General features: G+C 70.8%; 20 protein-coding genes. 9 read left to right on the forward strand and 11 right to left on the reverse strand.

Annotation, left to right across the window (positions count from 1 at the left end; translation table 11 throughout):
• Positions 1 to 63: 63 nt before the first annotated feature.
• Both BLQ62_RS01990 and BLQ62_RS01995 read left to right on the forward strand, forming a co-directional pair.
• Positions 64 to 489: an ImmA/IrrE family metallo-endopeptidase gene (locus BLQ62_RS01990; RefSeq protein ID WP_114653093.1), complete on the forward strand. Its 426-nt coding sequence runs from the start codon at positions 64 to 66 to the stop codon at positions 487 to 489.
• Positions 486 to 1,541: a hypothetical protein gene (locus BLQ62_RS01995; protein ID WP_068537196.1), complete on the forward strand. Its 1,056-nt coding sequence runs from the start codon at positions 486 to 488 to the stop codon at positions 1,539 to 1,541. The genes BLQ62_RS01990 and BLQ62_RS01995 overlap by 4 nt, the downstream gene beginning before the upstream one ends.
• 59 nt (positions 1,542 to 1,600) lie before the next feature.
• Here the strand turns inward: BLQ62_RS01995 and BLQ62_RS02000 are convergent, their stop codons facing one another.
• Positions 1,601 to 1,912: a hypothetical protein gene (locus tag BLQ62_RS02000; protein WP_068565063.1), complete on the reverse strand. Its 312-nt coding sequence runs from the start codon at positions 1,910 to 1,912 to the stop codon at positions 1,601 to 1,603.
• Between the two features lie 207 nt (positions 1,913 to 2,119).
• Between BLQ62_RS02000 and aroQ the strand changes: the two genes are divergently transcribed.
• Positions 2,120 to 2,560, forward strand: coding sequence for a type II 3-dehydroquinate dehydratase (gene aroQ / locus BLQ62_RS02005; protein WP_068537192.1), 441 nt, complete (start codon positions 2,120 to 2,122; stop codon positions 2,558 to 2,560).
• On the opposite strand, the gene BLQ62_RS02010 is transcribed toward aroQ, so the two are convergent.
• Positions 2,557 to 3,138 carry a TetR family transcriptional regulator gene (locus BLQ62_RS02010; RefSeq protein ID WP_068537190.1) on the reverse strand — a complete coding sequence of 194 codons (582 nt, stop codon included), beginning with the start codon at positions 3,136 to 3,138 and terminating at the stop codon, positions 2,557 to 2,559. The genes aroQ and BLQ62_RS02010 overlap by 4 nt on opposite strands.
• 40 nt (positions 3,139 to 3,178) lie before the next feature.
• Here BLQ62_RS02010 and BLQ62_RS02015 point away from each other — a divergent pair, with 40 nt between their 5' ends.
• From BLQ62_RS02015 to BLQ62_RS02025, 3 genes are read left to right on the forward strand one after another with little or no spacing between them, the layout of a single operon-like run.
• A complete protein-coding gene (locus BLQ62_RS02015; RefSeq protein ID WP_068565061.1) occupies positions 3,179 to 3,781 on the forward strand; it encodes a biotin transporter BioY in 603 nt (200 codons plus the stop codon).
• Positions 3,778 to 4,461, forward strand: coding sequence for an energy-coupling factor ABC transporter ATP-binding protein (locus BLQ62_RS02020; protein WP_068565059.1), 684 nt, complete (start codon positions 3,778 to 3,780; stop codon positions 4,459 to 4,461). The genes BLQ62_RS02015 and BLQ62_RS02020 overlap by 4 nt, the downstream gene beginning before the upstream one ends.
• On the forward strand, positions 4,461 to 5,036 hold the full coding sequence (locus BLQ62_RS02025; RefSeq protein WP_068565057.1) for an energy-coupling factor transporter transmembrane component T family protein: 576 nt from the start codon (positions 4,461 to 4,463) through the stop codon (positions 5,034 to 5,036). The genes BLQ62_RS02020 and BLQ62_RS02025 overlap by 1 nt, the downstream gene beginning before the upstream one ends.
• A 24-nt stretch (positions 5,037 to 5,060) precedes the next feature.
• Here BLQ62_RS02025 and BLQ62_RS02030 read toward each other — a convergent pair whose 3' ends face one another.
• The 4 genes from BLQ62_RS02030 to BLQ62_RS02045 form a co-directional block, all read right to left on the reverse strand.
• A complete protein-coding gene (locus tag BLQ62_RS02030; protein WP_068565054.1) occupies positions 5,061 to 6,725 on the reverse strand; it encodes a TIGR03767 family metallophosphoesterase in 1,665 nt (554 codons plus the stop codon).
• Between the two features lie 174 nt (positions 6,726 to 6,899).
• A complete protein-coding gene (locus BLQ62_RS02035) occupies positions 6,900 to 7,922 on the reverse strand; it encodes an ABC transporter substrate-binding protein (RefSeq protein ID WP_068565116.1) in 1,023 nt (340 codons plus the stop codon).
• 73 nt (positions 7,923 to 7,995) lie between these two features.
• Positions 7,996 to 8,793 carry an SDR family NAD(P)-dependent oxidoreductase gene (locus BLQ62_RS02040; RefSeq protein WP_414929909.1) on the reverse strand — a complete coding sequence of 266 codons (798 nt, stop codon included), beginning with the start codon at positions 8,791 to 8,793 and terminating at the stop codon, positions 7,996 to 7,998.
• A gap of 130 nt (positions 8,794 to 8,923) precedes the next feature.
• Positions 8,924 to 9,532, reverse strand: a complete 609-nt coding sequence (locus BLQ62_RS02045; protein ID WP_068537178.1) for a hypothetical protein — start codon at positions 9,530 to 9,532, stop codon at positions 8,924 to 8,926.
• Positions 9,533 to 9,832: 300 nt separating this feature from the next.
• Here BLQ62_RS02045 and BLQ62_RS02050 point away from each other — a divergent pair, with 300 nt between their 5' ends.
• Entirely contained in the window at positions 9,833 to 10,657 is an 825-nt protein-coding gene (locus tag BLQ62_RS02050) for a hypothetical protein (RefSeq protein WP_068537174.1), read from the forward strand.
• Here BLQ62_RS02050 and BLQ62_RS02055 read toward each other — a convergent pair whose 3' ends face one another.
• From BLQ62_RS02055 to BLQ62_RS02070, 4 genes are all read right to left on the reverse strand, one after another.
• Positions 10,658 to 12,553, reverse strand: a complete 1,896-nt coding sequence (locus BLQ62_RS02055; protein ID WP_082756348.1) for an arabinofuranosyltransferase — start codon at positions 12,551 to 12,553, stop codon at positions 10,658 to 10,660.
• Between the two features lie 10 nt (positions 12,554 to 12,563).
• Positions 12,564 to 13,325, reverse strand: coding sequence for a decaprenylphospho-beta-D-erythro-pentofuranosid-2-ulose 2-reductase (gene dprE2 / locus BLQ62_RS02060; protein ID WP_068537172.1), 762 nt, complete (start codon positions 13,323 to 13,325; stop codon positions 12,564 to 12,566).
• Between the two features lie 21 nt (positions 13,326 to 13,346).
• Positions 13,347 to 14,777 carry a decaprenylphosphoryl-beta-D-ribose oxidase gene (gene dprE1, locus BLQ62_RS02065; protein ID WP_068565050.1) on the reverse strand — a complete coding sequence of 477 codons (1,431 nt, stop codon included), beginning with the start codon at positions 14,775 to 14,777 and terminating at the stop codon, positions 13,347 to 13,349.
• A gap of 68 nt (positions 14,778 to 14,845) precedes the next feature.
• The gene (locus tag BLQ62_RS02070; RefSeq protein ID WP_068565048.1) at positions 14,846 to 15,472 is read right to left on the reverse strand and encodes a TetR/AcrR family transcriptional regulator; all 627 of its coding nucleotides are present in this window, start codon (positions 15,470 to 15,472) and stop codon (positions 14,846 to 14,848) included.
• A 96-nt stretch (positions 15,473 to 15,568) separates the two neighbouring features.
• Here BLQ62_RS02070 and BLQ62_RS02075 point away from each other — a divergent pair, with 96 nt between their 5' ends.
• On the forward strand, positions 15,569 to 16,729 hold the full coding sequence (locus BLQ62_RS02075) for an acyl-CoA dehydrogenase family protein (protein ID WP_068537166.1): 1,161 nt from the start codon (positions 15,569 to 15,571) through the stop codon (positions 16,727 to 16,729).
• On the opposite strand, the gene BLQ62_RS02080 is transcribed toward BLQ62_RS02075, so the two are convergent.
• Positions 16,698 to 16,931 carry a sigma factor-like helix-turn-helix DNA-binding protein gene (locus BLQ62_RS02080; protein ID WP_139184139.1) on the reverse strand — a complete coding sequence of 78 codons (234 nt, stop codon included), beginning with the start codon at positions 16,929 to 16,931 and terminating at the stop codon, positions 16,698 to 16,700. The two genes, BLQ62_RS02075 and BLQ62_RS02080, sit on opposite strands and share 32 nt — an antisense overlap.
• A 126-nt stretch (positions 16,932 to 17,057) precedes the next feature.
• On the opposite strand from BLQ62_RS02080, the gene doeB2 reads away from it, so the two are divergent.
• Positions 17,058 to 18,206: a N(2)-acetyl-L-2,4-diaminobutanoate deacetylase DoeB2 gene (gene doeB2, locus BLQ62_RS02085; protein WP_068565046.1), complete on the forward strand. Its 1,149-nt coding sequence runs from the start codon at positions 17,058 to 17,060 to the stop codon at positions 18,204 to 18,206.
• The last annotated feature ends 11 nt before the right edge of the window (positions 18,207 to 18,217 follow it).

Below are 18,217 nucleotides of genomic sequence, written 5' to 3' on the forward strand. Positions count from 1 at the left end.
CGATCCGACGCGAACGACCGCTTGGTGTACGACGAGCCGACGAACCGACGTATCGTTTCCGGCATGAGGGGATCCGATCGACCGACGCGCGCAGTGCGCTCCGTCGTGCGCGCGGTCACCCCGAAGGTCGGCTCGGGCCCGAGCACGGTCGCCGAGGTGGTCGAGGCGTACGCCGTTCACCTGGGCAGACGGATCGACGTACAGCGTATGACGCTGGCCGTCGGCGTGCACGGGATGTGGCTGCGCTCGGACGAGCGCGACCTGCTCGTGGTCTCCACCGGCGTTGCCACCTTCGAGCAGACGCTCGCGCACGAGCTCGGGCACCTGGTGCTCGGCCACGAACAGGGGTGTTCGTCCGATCCCGACAGCGGCAGGGCCGCGCGGTGCGAGGCGGAGGCCGAGTCCTTCGCCACGCTACTGGTGCGCCGCGTCCGGGCGGGCCACACGATCACCCGGGTCGACTCGGTGGTCGACGAACTGCTCGGATGATCGCCTCGCTCGTCGCGCCCATCCTGCTGCTGGGGGCGCTGGAACGGTTCAGTAGGTGGCGTGCCAACCGCACGGCGCCGGCTGCGGGCGCTCTGCTCACGGCCGTCGCGCTCACGGTGATGGTCACGCTGGACACCCCGGTCGTCATCGCGGCCCTGGGGGACGTGTTCGAGTTGGTCGAGCACGAGGTCGTCACGATCGAGCGCGTCCTGCTGCTCGTCGCCTGTTTCGGGGCCCTGGTCTTCGCGTTCGCGCTCGACGGGCGGCTGACGCGTGCCCGGATGACGGTGTGGGGAGTGCCGCTCGCCGTCGTGGGCGTGTCGATCGCCGCCGCTGCGGCGTCCGCGCACGGGAGCGACGTCACGGGCCTCGGCTTCGGCGGCCAGTTCGGGCTGGCATTGGAGACGGCCCTGGTCTACGCGTGCCTGGGCGCCACCGCGCTGGTCGTCGCCCTGTCCTCCTGGCGGGTCTCCAAGCGCACCCGCGTGCACCGGATGCAGCTGCGGATCCTCGCCGTCGGCGGCGTGCTGCTCGCGACCGTGGCGGTGGCGAACGTCATCGCGGGCGGGGTGCTGATCCAGCAGGTGCAGGTCGGGGAGTGGGTGCTGCGCCTGAACCGGCTCATGCTCAACGCCGGTTTCGCCGGCTGGACGCTGGTGCTCATGGCCTCGTGGTTCACCACGGTCCTCATCACGGTCCTGGAGTGGATCTCGTTCCGGCCGGCGTACGAGCAGGTGCGGGAGCTCTTCCCCGACCTGGAGGCCGTCGCGCGCCCGGGTGGCGGGTGGATGGAGACGGCGGAGTCCCGCGCGGTCGTCGTCCTCGACGGCTGGGCGCTGCTCGCCAGCCCCGGCCCGGGCAAGCTGGGGGACGCGTCCCCGGTCGATCGGGCCGCGGCGGTGGCGCGGTGGCTGGACCGGGTCGCGCCGTACGGCTCGGTGCACGCCGTCGATCTGGCGCCGCCGCCGGACTGGCGCACCTCGCGGTGGACGGCCGCGATCACGAAAAGGGCCCAGCACACCCCGTCGCCCCTGTTGGAGCGGGTGCGCTGAGCCCCGGGTGAGTCGGTGACCGACTCGGCGGGCCGTACGGCCCGGGAAGGCGACGACCGTTAGGCCGTGCCCTCCTTGCCGTCCTCCGCCTCGAACTCGGCGAGCAGGCCCGCGAGGGCTGCCCGACGGTCCGCCGACAGCTTGGTCGAACGGCGTGCCATCTCGAGCATGCCGGACTCGCGCAGCTCGCGAGTCAGCTCGAGGTCCGCCAGGACCTCACGCTCGTACAGCGGGTCCGAGAAGTACTCGGCGCGCACACCGAAGGTCTGCGCGATGGACGCCACCATGTCGTACGCAGGACGCGAGCTCCGGCCGGAGCGCAGCTGCGACAGATAGGGGACGGACAGCTTGCCGCCGCCCTCTTCGACCATCCTGCAGAACTCCGACGAGGTGTAGGGACCTCGGTCTGCTGGATGCACGACCTCGAAAAGTCGATTCAACTTGGCCGCGAACGTAGTCATGAGGCCCTCCCTTCCAGATTGCGAATACTGGGAGATTACATGATCCGCGAGTCAGATGCGCACGGCGTGGGACAACTATCCCATTTCCGCTGTCGGGGAGGCCGCTATTCTGGGGCCATGGGACCCCGCATTCTGGTGCTCAACGGACCGAACCTGAACATGCTGGGAGTCCGCCAGCCCCAGGTCTACGGCGATAATTCGTACGCCGACATCGTCGAGATCTGTCGGAAAGCGGCGAGTGAACGATCAGCCGAAGTAGAAGTTCGTCAGACTAACGATGAATCGGAGCTCCTCGGCTGGATCCACGCAGTTGCGCGGGAACGGAATTTCTCCGCGATCGTCATCAATCCGGCAGCGTGGACGCACACCTCCGTCGCGCTCGCCGATGCGCTGGTGATCCCGGAGGTGCCGATCATCGAAGTGCACATCTCCAACGTGCACGCCCGCGAGCCCTTCCGGCACCACTCGTACGTCTCCCCGATCGCCGCCGGCGTGATCGCGGGCTTCGGGCCGGCCGGGTACCGCTACGCGGTGGATCGCGCCGTCGACCTGTCCTAGGCGGAGGCGGCCGTGCGGGCGCGCAGCGCGTCCACGACGAGGTCCACCCCGCCGGCGAAGGCCCGGTCGGTGGCGATCTGATCGATCTCGCCCGCCACGGCGCCGGCCCGGGCCATGGCCTCGCGGGTCTGCTCCTCGAAGGTGAAGCCCACGACGAAGTGCGTCAGCGTCAGCGCGACGGCGCGCGCGTCCGCCGGCGCCGCACCCGCCGAGGCGGCGATCTCGGCGATCTGCGCGTGCAGGTTGCTGGTGCCGAGCTGCGAGGCGAGGGACGCCGAGACCACCTCCGCGCCGTCGCGGTGCTTGCGCAGGACCGCCCGCAGCGCGTGGGCGTACCCCGAGAGCTGCCGGTCCCAGCGCATCCGCGACTTCGACGCGGCGGCGGCCAGCGCGGGATCGGCGAGGATGGTGTCGGCGATCGCCGCGAGCAGCGACTGCTTGTTCGGGATGTGCCAGTACAGCGCCCCCGGCGCGACGCCCAGATCGGCCGCCACGCGCCGCATCGTCAGGTCCGGCAGGCCCGACCGGTCGAGGACGGCGATCGCGGAGGTCAGCACGTCGGAGCGGTTGATGGCCACGGACTTGACTCTAGCCCAGCGCCCCGACGATTCTTGAACCGTGTTCAACGCCGCCACGTACCGCGCCACCCCGCGCGATCTCGCCCTCATCGCCGTCTTCACCGCCCTCACCGCGGTGCTGGCGGCCCCCACTGTGACCATCAGCGGCATCGCCCCCATCACCCTGCAGACCCTGGGGTTCATGCTGGCCGCCTCGCTGCTGGGGTACCCGTGGGGCGGCGCCTCGGTGGCGCTGTACGTGCTGCTCATCGCGGTGGGACTGCCGATCGGCGCGGGCGGCCGCGGCGGCCTCGCGGTGATCACCGGCCCGACGGGCGGCTTCCTCATCGGCGGCATCATCGGCGCGCTGGTCACGGGCTGGCTCGTCGACAAGTGGGGCCGCACCAACCCCGTCACGGTCGGCCTCGCCAACATCATCGGGCTCATGGTGATCGTCTACGCGATCGGCCTGCCGTGGCTGGGCTGGCGCACCGGATCGGGCCTGTTCGCCAAGCTCACGCTCGGGCTGCAGTTCGTGCCCGGCGACCTGATCAAGGTGGTCATCACCTCGCTGGTCGTGGTGATGGTGGCGCGCGCCTACCCGCCCATCGCCCGACGGGGGAGCGCCGCCGCCGAGAAGGCCGTGTCCGAGAAGAGAGCATGATCCGCCTCGAGGACGTCCGCCACGCCTACGACGAGCGGCCGGTCCTGCGGGGCATCACCGCGGAGCTGACGGAGCGCCGGATCGGGATCATCGGCGCCAACGGCTCGGGCAAGTCGACCCTCGCCCGCACGTTCAACGGGCTGGTGATCCCGGACAGCGGCACCGTCGAGACCCTGGGGCTGGACGTGCGGCGCAAGCGCTCCGAGGTGCGCCGCAAGGTCGGCTTCATGTTCGCCGACGCCTCGGCCCAGATCGTCATGCCCACGCCCGCCGAGGACGTCGCGCTCTCGCTCCGGCCGCCGGGCCGGGGGCGACGGCGACCCGTCGACACCGAGCGCGTGGCGCAGGTGCTCGCCGAGTTCGGCCTGGCCGATCACGCCGACGCGCCCGCGCAGCTGCTCAGCTCGGGACAGAAGCAGATGCTCGCCTTCGCGTCCGTGCTGGTCACCGAGCCGGAGATCCTCGTCTGCGACGAGCCCACCACCCTGCTCGACCTGCGCAACGTGCTCAAGGTCCGCGACCGGCTCGCCGCGCTCGAGCAGCAGGTCGTCCTGCTCACCCACCATCTCGAGCTGCTCGACGACTTCGACCGGGTGCTGGTCATGGACGACGGCGCCCTCGTGCACGACGGTCCGCCGGCCGAATCGATCGCCTTCTACCGCGCGTTGGCGGCCCGCTGATGCTGGGCCGCTACGTCCCCCGCGATTCTCCGCTGCACCGGCTGCCGGCCGCGGTGAAGCTGGTGGCGATGCTGGCGCTGGTCACCTTCCTCGCGATCTTCCCGCGCCCGGTGCCGCTGGCCGTCGCGGCGCTGGCGGTCGCGGCGCTGTTCCCGGTGGCGCGGCTCGGCCCCGTGTACCTGTGGCGGGCGTTGCGTCCGGCGCTGGTCTTCGCCGCGGTGCTCACGGCGTTCTACCTACTGAGCCAAGGGATCTCCGACGGTGCGCGCGCCGCCGTCGGGCCCGTCGGCCAGTTGGTGGTCGGTGTGCTCGCCGGCAACCTGCTCGTCTTCACCACCCGCGCAACCGATCTCGCCGTGCTGGCCGGGCGAGTGCTCGGCTGGCGAGTGGAATTGCTGGTGGCGCTGACGATCCGCTCCATCCCCACGGTGATCGCCGTCGTCCGGCAGACCCGCGAGGCGGCCTGGGCGCGCGGGCAGCGCGCCTCGCTGATCCGCGTGCTCCCGACGGTGCTCATCCGTCTGATCCGCGACGCCGACCTGCTCGGCGAGGCCCTCGCCGCCCGCGGCATCTAGCCCGTCGCGCCGGCCGGCGGCCGATCAGCGCAGCGGGTGGGGGAGCAACAGCTCGCAGTTCCGGTCGGCCTCGGCGCCGAGAAGCGTGTCGTCGCGGTGGATGTCGTTGTAGGCGAGTTCGCGGTAGAGGCTCGCCAGCCCCCGCGCGCTGAGGTCCGACGGGTTGGCCGTCGCGGGACTCGCCGCCTCGATGAGCGGCGTGAACAGGCTGATCGTGCCGTCCCGGTTGTCGGCCACCTCGATGATGCGTGCCAACTGCGGGAAGTCGACGTGGCTCGCGGTGTTGATCTCCCAGAAGCTCTGCTTCGGCGTCGGGCCCGCGTGCGCGATCATCTCGTTCTTGTGGGTGTGCCCGTTGACCCAGGCGATCACGTTCGGGTGCTCGGTGAGCGTCGTGACCACCACGCCGCCGTCGTACTGCTTCTCGCCGGGCTCCTCGGGGTCGGGCAGCTTGGCGGTCATCGACTTCGACGTGTGGTGGCTGAACACGATCACCAGCTGGTCCGCGTGGGCCTTCAACTGCGCGATCAGCCAGGCGAGCTGCTTCTCGCCGATGGTGCCCTCGGCGATGCCCAGGTTGTTGGTGGTGTCGAGGGCGATGCCGACCACGCCCGGCGCGAGCTGGAAGGAGTACCAGGTGGGGCCGTCCGGGCTGGAGAAGCCGTGACCGACGGGGCCGGGGCCGGTGACGGCCGGATCGAAGTGCCGGCGCACGAACTCGCGCGGGCTGAACGGGGCGCGCTTCGGATCGACGGTGACCGGGATGACCGGCCCGGAGAGCTTGAGCTGAGTCAGCATCGGCCCGAGCTGCGACGGGTCCGTGGTGAGCGCGCGGGCGATGGCGAGTGCCGCGGGGTCGGTGTGGGGGATGTCGAACTTGACCGGTGAGAGGTAGAGCCAGTCGGCGATGCCGTTGGGAAGGGTGCCGAGCAGGCTGTCGTCGTGGTTGCCGACCACGGCGTACCAGGGCATCCGCAGCCCGGGGCTGGTGTGCGCCCCGATGGCCGCGCGCAGGAAGCCGGGAATCTGCTGGAACCCCTTGTCCTTGTACATGTCCCAGTACGGCGACTCCGGCTGCCAGTACAGTGCCGCGCCGTGCGCCTGCAGGCCCTCGAAGCGATCGGGTGCGCCCGTGTTGGGTACGACGGTGCCGCCGGAGAGCACCGTCTGGAACCAGCCCAGCTCGGCGGTCTCGCGGTTGTCGGTGTTGTCGCCCGTGGTGATCACGCAGTCGAAGGCACGGCCGGTGAACGGGCCGCTCGCGATCGCGTTGATCCGCTCGACGAGGGACACGGCACCCTGCGTGGTCAGTGTCTCCTGCGGGCGGAAGGCCGGCGCCTGGAACGGGTGGACGAACTCGAACCGCGCGGGGCTCTGCGCATCGACGATGTGCATGTCGGTGAGCTGGACGAACGAGGCGAGGGGCGTGCGCATCGCCTCGCGGGTGCCGCCCGCGGTCGCGAGTTCCTGGCGCACGTACACCGGCCAGCCGGCACCGTCGACCAGGGGGCGGTAGCCGCCCGTGCGCGCCTGTCCGGGCACGCTGACCCGCTCCATCGTGGTGCCCGTGATGCGGGCGGCGATGCTCGCCCCCGGGAGGGCGTGGGCGATGCGGGCGGTGGCGGCCGCAGTGGCGGTGGCGAGCGCGGCGACGGCGCCCGCGCGCAGGAATCCCCGGCGTGTGGTCATGGGAAGTGACCCTAGAGATAAACCTCATGAGACACATGAACAACACGCGTAACATTGGTAACCGGTCAGCGACGGGTGCGTACGCACAACGCCGACCCCGGCGACGCGTGGTTGAACGACCTGCGCGGATGCAGGCGGGGCGTCGCCGGGGCAGGCGTGAGTGCGGGTGCGGCGCTACTTCGCCAGGTACTCGCCCAGCTGCTGGACGATCAGATTGGCGCCGGTCGGGCCGAGGCCGAGGTACCAGACGTCGTCGTCCACGCGGAACGCCTTGCCCTTCTGCACCCCGCTCAACTGCTGCCAGCCCGGATTCGCCAGCGCCGCGGTCTCACCCGTGTTCTCGGGCTTGCCGTAGCTGGAGTAGAAGATGTAGTCGCCGTCGGCCTGGGAGATGTTCTCCAGCGAGATCTCGGTGGCCAACTCGTCGACGCCCTGGTTGCCGGCGCGCGGCAGGCCCGCGTCCTGCAGGATGACGCCGATCAGCGACTTGTTGCCGTACAGGCGCAGTTTGCCCGGCATGAAGCGGACCAGCGAGATGGTCGGCTTGGCGCCGGTGAACTTCGCGCTGAGCGCCTTGGCGTTGTCCGCGTACGCGTTCAGCGCGTCCTTCGCCTTCTGCTCCTCGCCGACGGCCGCGCCGATCAGCCGGAAGTTCTCCTTCCACGGGAAGCCCGGGCGGATGGAGAAGACCGTCGGCGCGATGGCCGAGAGCTGGTCGTACTGCTTGTCCACGCGCAGCTGGCTGCCCAGGATCAGGTCGGGCTTGAGCTTGGCGATGGCCTCGAGGTTGAGGGTGGTGTTCTTGCCGATGGTCTCGACGCCCTGCACCTTGTCCGCGAGGTAGGTCGGGATCGGGCTGGCGCCGTCGGTGACCACCATGCCGACGGGCTTGATGCCCAGCGTGATCACGGAGTCCAGCTCGCCGCTGTCGAGCACGACGATGCGCTCGGGCTTCTTGGGGATCTCCGTGGCGCCGCGGGCGTGCTTGACGGTGCGCGGGAAGACGCCGGGCGCCGCGTCGGTGCCGAGCTTGGCGGTCTCCGCGTCCGCGGTGCCGAAGCGCTCGCCGCCGGTGGCGACCTCGGTGTTGCCCGCGTTCTTGGCGTCGTCGGTCGAGTTCGAGCAGGAGCTGACGCCGACGAGTGCGGCGAGCAGCACGACCGCGGGCGCGAGCCGGCGGGCGAAGGATCGATTCATCACGCGCCGAAGCGTAGCGGATGTCTTAGGTGAGGCACATCAAAGTTCGGCCGGGTAACGGCTTGGTCGCGGCTCAGGTCAGCGACGAGATGGTCCGGTCCGACGCCGACGGGGAGAGCAGGTCCACCACCGGCAGCAGGGCGCGCAGGGCGGCGGGGGAGACCTCGACCGGCTGGTGCGTGATCGCGCGGACGATCCACCGGCCGGCCTCGTCCGGCTCGAGCGCGGAGGCGCCCGAGTACTCCGCGGTGGGCGCGATCATCTCGGTGCGCACCAGCGGGTAGTAGATGTTGGTCGCACGGACGCCCGGGTGCGGCCGCTCCGCGTTGAGGCTGCGCCCGAAGATCGCGAGCGCGTTCTTCGACGCGGCGTACGCCGAGAACTTCGGGAAGGTGTTGGCGAGCAGGCCCCACGTGCACACGTTCACGATCTGTCCGCGACCGCGCTCGATCATCCCCGGCAGCACGCCGAGCGAGAGCTGCACGGCCGCGAAGTAGTTGAGGTTCATCGTGCGCTGGTAGTCGTGGAACCTCTCGGTGGAGTCGGCGATCGTCCGGCGGATCGAGTGCCCCGCGTTGTTGACCAGCACGTCGACCTCGCCCAGGCCGGTGATCAGCCCGTCGATCGCGTCGGTGTCGGTCAGGTCGCACACCCGGTACTCGCCGCCGGTGAGCGCGCACAGCTCCTCGAGCTCGCTCTCGCGCCGCGCCACGGCGATGACGTGGGCGCCGCGCTCGGCCAGTTGGAGCGCCGCCTCGCGCCCGATGCCCGACGACGCCCCGGTCACCACGATCCGCAGGCCGCGCAGCGTGCGGCCCTTCCCGGAGAGCGCGGCGTCGAGCGGTTCGGGTAGCAGGCTGCGGCGCTGCATGAAGTCCTGGATCGATCGCGTGAAGGACACTTCGCCACCTTTGCGCGCGGGGTCACGGCCGCCGCGCGGAACCGCGCGACGTTCGCCAGCCTAGCGAGACGTCGGCGGACCGGCGGGGCGCCGACCCGGTTCACGGGACGCGCGTCAGCGTCATCTCGACCTGTGGTTGCCAGGTCAGGCCACCGTCGAAACTCTGCTCCGACTTCTCCGACCACGTGTCCGCTCCGAAGGTCGCCGTGTTGCGGAAGCTGAACCCCGGCGAGGAGAACGACCAGGTGAAGCCGTCCGGGCGCACCTCGAGCGGTACCTCGAGGACGCTCCCCCGGCTCGCCGCCCACCACAGGTACCGCTGGGTGGCGGCGTCCCAACGCGCCGTCGCGAGCGCGCGGAACGCGAGACTCTCGGTGTTCTCGGCGTGGGTGCCCCGCCCCTCGATCAGGAGCAACTCGCCGGACAGCCGGTAGCCGACGGTCTCCGTCTGCTCGAACTCGGAGCGCTTCCCGGTGCGGTCGAAGGAGGTCCCGCGACCGTGCCACTGGCCGACCATGTACTCCAGGGCCTTCATCTTCTCGACCTGCCCGGCGACGCGCGGGTCGGGTGGCGGGAGCGGCGGGCCCGATGCCGCGGGCACCGCGGATGCCGGTGCCGTGGACGACGGGGCCTCGGCCGCATCGCGATCGGTGCCGCAGCCCGTGAGCCCGGCCACGAGGAGGCAGGTCGCGAGGAGGGTGCGTTTCATCGGGGATCCCTTCGTCGTACGGCGCGGCGCAGGAGCTGCAGGGCCCGGTGCTGGCGGAGGAGCACCGTTTCGGGGTGGATGCGCAGGTGGTGGGCGGTTTCAGTGACGGTGCGCCGCTCGACGACGCGGAGGTGGAGCACGCGGTACAGGTCGGGCGGGAGAAGGTCGGACAGCCGGGCATCGAGAGGCGTCGCCCGTCCTGCGTACGGATCGAGTATAGATTCAAATCGCCCACGATACGTAGTCATTATGAATAACAACGTGGTCGAGTGGTCGGCTCTTGTCAAGTACTCTGGGCCGGTGCCGGAGATCGATGGCGTGTCGAAGCGACTCACCACGCCGAATCTTGCGAAGGTGCCGTTCGTGTTCGGTTGCCTTGACGCCGAGTCGGTCCCGGGGCCGCTGCTGGTCGAGCTCCTGGGCGATCTGGGGATCGCCGCCGCCGCGGCGCGCACGCTGCTGAGCCGGATGCGGGAGACCGGACTGCTCTCCGTCGAACCGCGCGGCAGGGTGAGCGTGTACCGCCTCGGCCGGATGCGTGATCAGTTCCTGCGCATCCGCGGCGATGCCGGTCCCCCCTGGGACGGCACGTTCCGGACCATCGTGTACGACGTGCCCGAGCGGGAGCGCCGCACCCGTGACCGCCTCCTCGCTCAAGCCGAACGGCTGGGGTTCGGGCAGCCGCGGCCGGGCGTGCTGGTCGGGCCGTGGGACCGGACGCCGGGGCTCAGTGCGGAGATCGCGCGGGCGCGCGCCGTCGGCTTCGTCGTCGTGGGCGAGCTGACCCTGCCGGACGACGAGGCGCGCCTGCTCGCGCGGCAGGCGTTCGGCCTGGACGATCTCGCGGCCCGGATGCGCGCCGAGATCGCCGCGCTCGAGCCCACTCCCGCCGACAGCACCCTGTCCGACGCCGATGCCTTCCGCGAGTTGGAGGGCCGGCCTCGCGCCGCCCGGCAGTTGATCGGGACGGCGGCGGATGTGCCCGCGGCGCTCCGGCCCGGCGAGTGGCCCGCCGCGGAGCTCGGCCGCGCGGTCGACGCGCTCGGTGCGCTCCTCGGGCCGGCGGCCGGCAGGCACGTGCGGCGCCGGGTCGAGCAGTCCCGCTACCGGAACCTGCTCGGCTGACTACTTCCGCACGATCACGACGAACGGACCGGTCTCGGTGACGGTGAATCGCGGGTCCTCGAAGAGCTTCTCGGGGAAGACGACGGTGTACCGGCGCACGTTCGGGTCGTTCGGGTACACGTCCTCGGCCAGGCGCAGTGAGAGCCCGTCGGACGAACGCCGGAAGACGAAGGCGTCCGGGGCGCGCCACGGGGTCTCGTCGAGGGCCTTGATCAACTCGTCGGGCGTCTCGAGCTCCGACCAGGACTCGATCGCCGCGGACCGGGCGGTGAAGTGCGCCAGGGGGTTCGCGTAGTTCGACGTGAGGTTCTGGAAGCCCCAGTACGGGTAGACGGCGAGGAAGCCGTAGTCCGCCGTGAGCACGACGGTGTCGGTGCGCGGCTTGCCCGTCGCGGCCAGGATCGCGGCGTCGACGTCCTTGTACGACGATTCCGCGCCCGCGGGCCGGCGGTCGCCGCGCTCGCCGTGGCCGTCGGTGTCGGAGTACGCGACGGCGATCTCCCCGGCCAGCTGCGCCGGGATCGTCTGCGCCACACCGATCGCCGCGACGGCACCGAGGACGACGCCCGCGTCGCGGTAGCGCGGGTAACCCTCGCCGAGCGCGCCCACCATGGTGACGGCGCCCAGCGCGCCGGCGGCGGCGAGCAGGACGTGCAGCACCGGCTCGGTGCGGAAGCCGAGCAGTGTCGTGCCGACCGGGGAGGCCGCCATCGACAGCAGCGCCCACAGGTACGAGCCGGCCACGGCCAGGCCGAGCGCCTGCGCGGACGCGGTGGTGCGCGCCTTGACCAGGATCCAGACGATGCCGATCAGGCCGAGTGCACCGAGCAGCGAGAAGTGCAGCATCGGCAGGGACAGGACCGACCCCTGCTCGGGCAGGTAGTGGAAGGCGGAGCCCTTGGAGTCGGTGCCGTCGCGGGCCACGCGCAGCAGGAAGGGGCCGTAGGCGGGGATGCCGATCACGATGGCGATCACGCCCATCACCGCGACCCGCGCCGGGTAGCGCCACTCGAAGCGGCGCTCGCGGAACCACGTGGCGGCCAGGGCGACGAGGCCCATGAGCACCACGGTGAACGCCGCGACGCCGAGGTAGAGGGTGTAGAACCACACCGCGACGCCGAGGTACACGCCCGTCAGGACGAGGGCGCCGCGGCGGCCGTGCAGGATGGCGGACCAGGCGATGATGAGCACCGGCGGCAGCACGACGGCGACCGCGGCGCCGTACGGCTCGGCCGAGCCGTAGAGCAGCATCGCGATCGTGGTGGCCAGCGTCGCGGCGAGGGCCCGCGCGGGCGTCGTGACGGCCAGCCACAGGGCCAGGGCGACGGCGGCCGCGACGGCCAGCGAGATGATCGACCACGGCTGGAAGGCCTCCCAGCCCTCCATGCCGAAGACCTTCGCGAACCGGCCGCCCAGCCAGAACCAGCCGGGGGAGTACAGCGGCGGCATGTCGATGTAGGTCATGTCCGCCAGCCGCGGCGACGAGGTGAACCGGGTCAGGTACTCGGTGCGGAACTGCTGATCGACGGAGATCCCGCCCAGGTAGAGCTTGGTGCCGCCGAGCGGCAGCCCGAGGGTGACGGTGACGAATCCCGCCACCGTCGCGAACGAGAGCAGGCGGGCGGTGCGCGCCTGCCACGCGCGAACGGGCCGGCTCAGTAGTACGGCGCAGCCGGCGAGCACCGCGATCGCGATCACCTGGAAGACGGTGGCGAAGGCGCGGGTGACGTTGGAGCTGCTGTACGCGGGCCAGTCGACCGAGCTGATGGCGAACCACCCGATGACGCCGACCGCCGCCGCGAGGATCGCGGCGGCGGCGAGGTCGAGGACCAGGTCCCGGGCCCGCGGTGGTGCTGTCGGGGCGACGGTGCCGGGCTCGGTGCGCGTATCAGTCACGCGGGCCAGACTAGATCGGGAGCTTCTTGAAGATCGGCTGGGGGATGTTCTTGAGGCCGAAGCTGACGAAGCCCCACGGCGCGGGCGCGTAGACGAGCGACTTGCCCTTGATCGCGGCGTCGACGGCGAGCTTGCCGATGACGTCCTTGTCGATCGTCAGCGGCGCCTCCTTGACGTGCGCGGAGAACTTGGTGCGCACCATGCCCGGCCGGACCACGAGGACGGAGCCGCCGAAGGGCTCGAGCGCCTGGCCGAGGTTGAGGTAGAAGCCGTCGAAGCCGGCCTTGGAGGAGCCGTAGACGAAGTTGCTGCGGCGCGGGCGCAGGCCGGCGACGGAGCTCATCGCGATGATCTGGCCGTGGCCCTGCTCCTTGATCTTCTGGCCCAGGAGCACGCCGACGGACACGGCGCCGGTGTAGTTCACCTGCGCGAGGAGCACGGCCTTGCGCTGGTTCTGCCACAGCTCCTCGGCGTCGAAGTCGAGGGCGAAGGCCACGATGGCGACGTCGATGTCGCCACCGGCGAAGGCGGCGTCGATGGTCTTCTCGTGGCCGTCGAAGTCGGTCGCGTCGAAGTCGATGACCTCGACCGAGGCGGCGCCGCCCGCCTTGACCTGGGCGACGGCCTGCTCGCGCAGCGGATCGTTGGGCAGCGCGGCGAGTACGACGCGCTGCGTGCCCTTGGCGAGGTACTCCTCGACGATCGACAGGCCGATCTCGGACGTGCCGCCGAGCAGCAGGATGGACTGGGGGACGCCGACGGCGTTGATCATGCGAATGCTTCCTTACAGGTCTTAGGCGAGTTCGAGGCGGCGGCCGAGATCGGAGATGAAGACGCCCGTGGGGTCGATCTTCCGGCGGGTGGCGATCCACTCGTCGATCTGCGGGTACATGGCGTGGAAGCGCTCCGCGGTGGTGCGCGAGTCCTTCGCCGTGTACAGGCGGCCGCCCATGGCCATGATGCGCACGTCGAGCTCGTTGAGGAACTCGGCGAGTCCCCGCTTGACGGGGAAGTCGAGGCAGACGTTCCAGCCCTTGAACGGGAAGCTCAGCGGAGCCTGGTTCCCGTCGCCGAACAGCTTGATCACGTTGAGGAAGCTCACGTTGCCGGAGGCCTGGATGTCCTCGATCAGCTTGATGAACTCGGGCTCGTTGCCGGTGGGCACGATGAACTGGTACTGGCAGAAGCCGCCGGTGCGGCCGTACGCGTTGTTCCAGCCGCCGAAGACGTCGAGCATGTGGTAGAAGCCCGCGAGGTTCTTCACCTTGCCCTGGCTGGGCGGTCCGGCGCGCCAGTAGGCCTCGCCCACCAGCGAGAAGTCGAACTTGTTCGCCAGCCCGTTGGGGAAGATGTTGGGAAAGCTGATCAGCGGCTTGTTGTTGAAGCTCAGCGGATCCTTGCGGTACTTCTCCGGCAGCTCGTCGAGCGTGGCCAGGTTGCCGCGGGAGAAGGTGCCGCGGCCGAGCTTCGGCGGCGCGCTGATCGCGTCGAACCAGCCCGAGGCGTACTCGTAGCCGTCCTCGAAGCCGTCCTGCAGGTGCAGGTCGATCGTCTCCTGCAGCGAGCCGGTGCGCTCGGTGTCGGCGATGAAGTAGGCGCTCTCGGTGCGCTTCATCTGGATCTTCGCGCGCAGGATGATGCCGGTCATGCCGACGCCCGCGACGGTGGCCCAGAACAGCTCGCCGTCGGGATCGTCGGACGAGCCCTTCGGGGTCAGCGTGAGCACCCTGCCGTCGGCCGTGAGCAGCGTCATCTCGAGGATGTGATTGCCGAACGAGCCCTGGCTGTGGTGGTTCTTGCCGTGGATGTCGTGGGCGATGGCACCGCCGATCGTCACCTGGCGCGTGCCGGGCAGCACGGGCACCCAGAGGCCGTACGGCAGCGCCGCCTGCATCAGGGTGTCGAGGTCGACGCCGGCGTCCACGTCCACGACGGCGCTCTCCGCGTCGATGTCGTGGATGGCGCTCAGCGGCGTCATGTCGATGGTGAGGCCGCCGGTGTTCTGCGCCGACTCGTTGTACGAGCGGCCCAGCCCGCGCGCGATCACGCCGCGTCGCAGGTAGGCGGGCTTGTCGGCCTCGGCGTCGGCCACGAGGGCGACGGCCTTGGCGATCTGGTCCACGTCGGGCGTGGACAGCACGTGGCCCTCGATCGGCGTGGTGCGCGACCAGCCCACCAGCTTGCGCGTCGAGATGGGCAGATAGGGAAGAGTTGTCTCGGACATCGCCCATCAGATTACCGCGCCCAACCTGAGTCGATGCTGAGGTTGCGGCGGCTGTGACCTCGTCTTGGTCACACCCCCGGGCGGTCCGGGGGCCCGGGCTCGGTGCTCACCGACAGCACCGGTTTCGCCTGCGACGGTGCCTCCGGCGTGCGCAGGTGCTCCCACATCGCGTCCACCAACGGTTGCAGGAACAGGGTGCCCAGCTGCCGCACCATCAGGCCGATCACCTGGTCCGATTCGCTGCGGTCGGTGGAGGCCAGATGGGCGGCGCGCAGGCGCACGACCTCGCTGCGGCCCAGCTCGGTGAGGCGGATGAGCAGCTGCGATCCGCTCGGCTCGAGGAACGAGCGGCGCAGGTAGTCCACGACCGCAGGGCGGCGGGCGAGCATCGCCCGCACCGCGGCGTCGCGGGCCGCCGCCACCTCGGCGGGCGGCCCCTCGTCGGGCACCCCGGCGATCGCCCGGGCGTGGAACTCGACGATCTGCTCCTCGACGGCGCTGCGCAGCCCGTCCTTCGTCGTGAAGTGGTGCTGCACCAGTCCGACGGTGACCCCGGCCCGCGCCGCGACGGCGCGCAGCGAGACCGCGCTCGTGCCCTGGGCGGCGAACAGTTCCAGCGCGGCGTTGCGGATCCGCGCCTTGGCGGTCAGATCCTCGTCGGTCGCGGCGACCTCGGCCGCGGGTGTGCCCTCCACCTGGGAAAGCCTAGTCGCTCGACCCTTGCGCTGTACATGCGCATAGTGGACTATACGAACGTATAGCCTGCTTGCCGACGAGAGAGAAGACCGCCCATGACCGCACTGTTCCCCGACTACCGCCCCGCTTGGGAGACCCCGGAGCACACGGAGCTGCGCCGGCACGCCGCAGAGTTCTTCCGCCGCGAAGCCACCCCGAACCAGGAGCGGTGGGCCGAGCAGCACCAGGTGGACCGCGAGTTCTGGAACAAGGCGGGCGCCGCGGGGCTGTTGTGCACCGAGCTGCCCGAGTCCCTCGGCGGTGCCGGCGGCGACTTCGGGCACGACACCGTCGTTCTGGAGGAGCTCGTCCTCTCCGGCGACGGTGCCTTCGGCTACGGCGTGCACTCGACGATCTGCGCGCACTACATCGCCGAATGCGGAACCGAGGAGCAGAAGGCGCGCTGGCTGCCGCAGGCCGCGTCCGGCGAGGCGGTCCTCGCGATCGCGATGACCGAGCCCGGCACGGGCTCGGACCTGCAGGCGGTGCGCACCACCGCCGTCCGCGAGGGCGACGAGTACGTGATCAACGGCAGCAAGACCTTCATCTCCAACGGCAGCCACTGCGATCTGCTCATCATCGTCGCCAAGACCGATCCGGCCCAGGGAGCGAAGGGCATCTCGCTCATCGTCGCGGAGACCGCGGGCCTCGCGGGATTCGAGCGCGGGCGCGTGCTCAAGAAGATCGGGCAGCACGGCCAGGACACGCGCGAGCTCGCGTTCACGGACATGCGCGTGCCAGTGGACAACCTGCTGGGCGGGGTCGAGGGCCAGGGCTTCGTCCAGTTGATGCGGCAGCTGCCCCGCGAGCGCCTGAGCATCGCCATCGGCGGCGTCGACGCGGCCGAGAAGGCCGTGCTCGAGGCCATCGCGTACACCAAGGAGCGCAAGGCCTTCGGCCGGCCGATCGCGGACTTCCAGAACACGAAGTTCGTGCTCGCCGACGCCAAGACCGAGGTCTTCGCGGGCCGCACCCTCATCGATCACTGCATCGGCCGGGCGATCGACGGGACGCTGGACGCCGCCACCGCGTCGATGGCCAAGCTCTGGGCCACGGACATGCAGTGCCGCGTCGTCGACAGCGTGCTGCAGCTCTTCGGCGGCTACGGCTACATGATGGAGTACCCGATCGCCCAGCTCTACGCGGGCGCGCGGGTGCAGAAGATCTACGGCGGCACCAACGAGATCATGAAAGAGCTGATCGCCCGGAGTCTCTGAGCGCGAAGACCTCGTGCGCGCCGCGGATCCGTTCCAGCGCGCGGTGCTGCCGCACCCGCACCGCCTGGGGCGTGATCCGCAGCAGGCGCGCCGTGTCCTCGACGGTCCGCCGCTCGATCAGGCGCAGGCGCAGAACGCGGTACAGCTCGGACGGAAGTACCGCCCGCATCCGCGCATCGACCGCATGCATCCCATGCCCCACGAGGATTCACGCTAGGGAGTGTTTTGCGCGCGCACATCCGCCGATCGGATGATGGCCGCACACCTTCGGACGGTTCGCGGTAGGTTGAAAAGGACCGAGACGGATACCCGATCCGAGGAGGTCCTTGTGAACGATTCTTGGGTCGAGAACGTAGCCCGGGCAACCGAACTCCGACGTGAACTCCATCGCCGCCCCGAACTCGCCTGGGCGGAGCACACCACCGCCGCGGCCGTGCGCGCCGAACTCGATGCGATCGGCCTCGCGTGGCGGGCCTGTGCGGACACGGGCACCGTCGTCCGCCTCGCTCCGCAGGCGCCGGGCCGGCACGTCGCGCTGCGCGCCGACCTCGACGGCATGCCGATCCACGAGGCCACGGGCCTGCCGTACGCCTCCACGATCGAGGGCGTCATGCACGCCTGCGGGCACGACGGCCACACGGCCGCCCTGCTCGCCGCGGCCCGCTGGTTGCACGCGCACGAGAGCGCCCTCCCCGGGCCGGTGACCCTGCTCTTCCAGCCCGCCGAGGAGGGTGGGCACGGTGCGCGCGGGATGATCGCCGACGGTGCGCTGGACGGCGTCGACGTCGTCTTCGGCTGGCACAACTGGCCCGGGCTCCCGCTCGGCAGGGCCCTGTGCCCCGACGGTCCCGTGATGTCGGCGAACGGGACCTTCGAGGTCGAGCTGGTCGGCCGCGGCGGGCACGCGTCGCAGCCCGAGGCCACCCGCGACCCCGTCCTGGCCGCCGCGGCCGTGGTGGTCGCGCTGCAGCAGGTCGTCGCGCGCCGGACCTCGCCCGCCCAGGCCGCGGTCGTCGCCGTGACCTCCCTGCACGCCGCGAGTGCCGCCACCGTCACCCCCGACACCGCCTCCCTGGCCGGGAGCGTGCGTGCCGCCGACGACGAGGCCCGTACGCGGATCTTCCGCCTGATCGACGAGATCGCCCGGGCCACCGCCACCGCGCACGGGGTCCGCGCCGAGGTGGAGACGACGGTGCGCTACGGCGCCACCGTCAACCATCCGGGCCCGGCGACCGAGCTGCGCGAGCGACTCACGACGGTGCTCGGCGCAGGCTGGCCCGAGCCCGCCGCCGCGACCCCCGTCCTCGCCTCGGAGGACTTCAGCTACTACCTGCAACGGATCCCGGGAGCCTTCACGCTCCTCGGCTCCGGGACCACGGCGCCGCTGCACAGCGCCGAATACGACTTCGACGATGCCCTGCTCGACCCCGCCGCACGCCTGCTGGTGGGTCTCGCGGGGGCGCCGGAGCCGCCCTGACCCGAAGAGTC

The organism is Tsukamurella pulmonis (genome assembly GCF_900103175.1).
In the GTDB taxonomy this organism is placed as follows: Bacteria; Actinomycetota; Actinomycetes; order Mycobacteriales; family Mycobacteriaceae; genus Tsukamurella; species Tsukamurella pulmonis.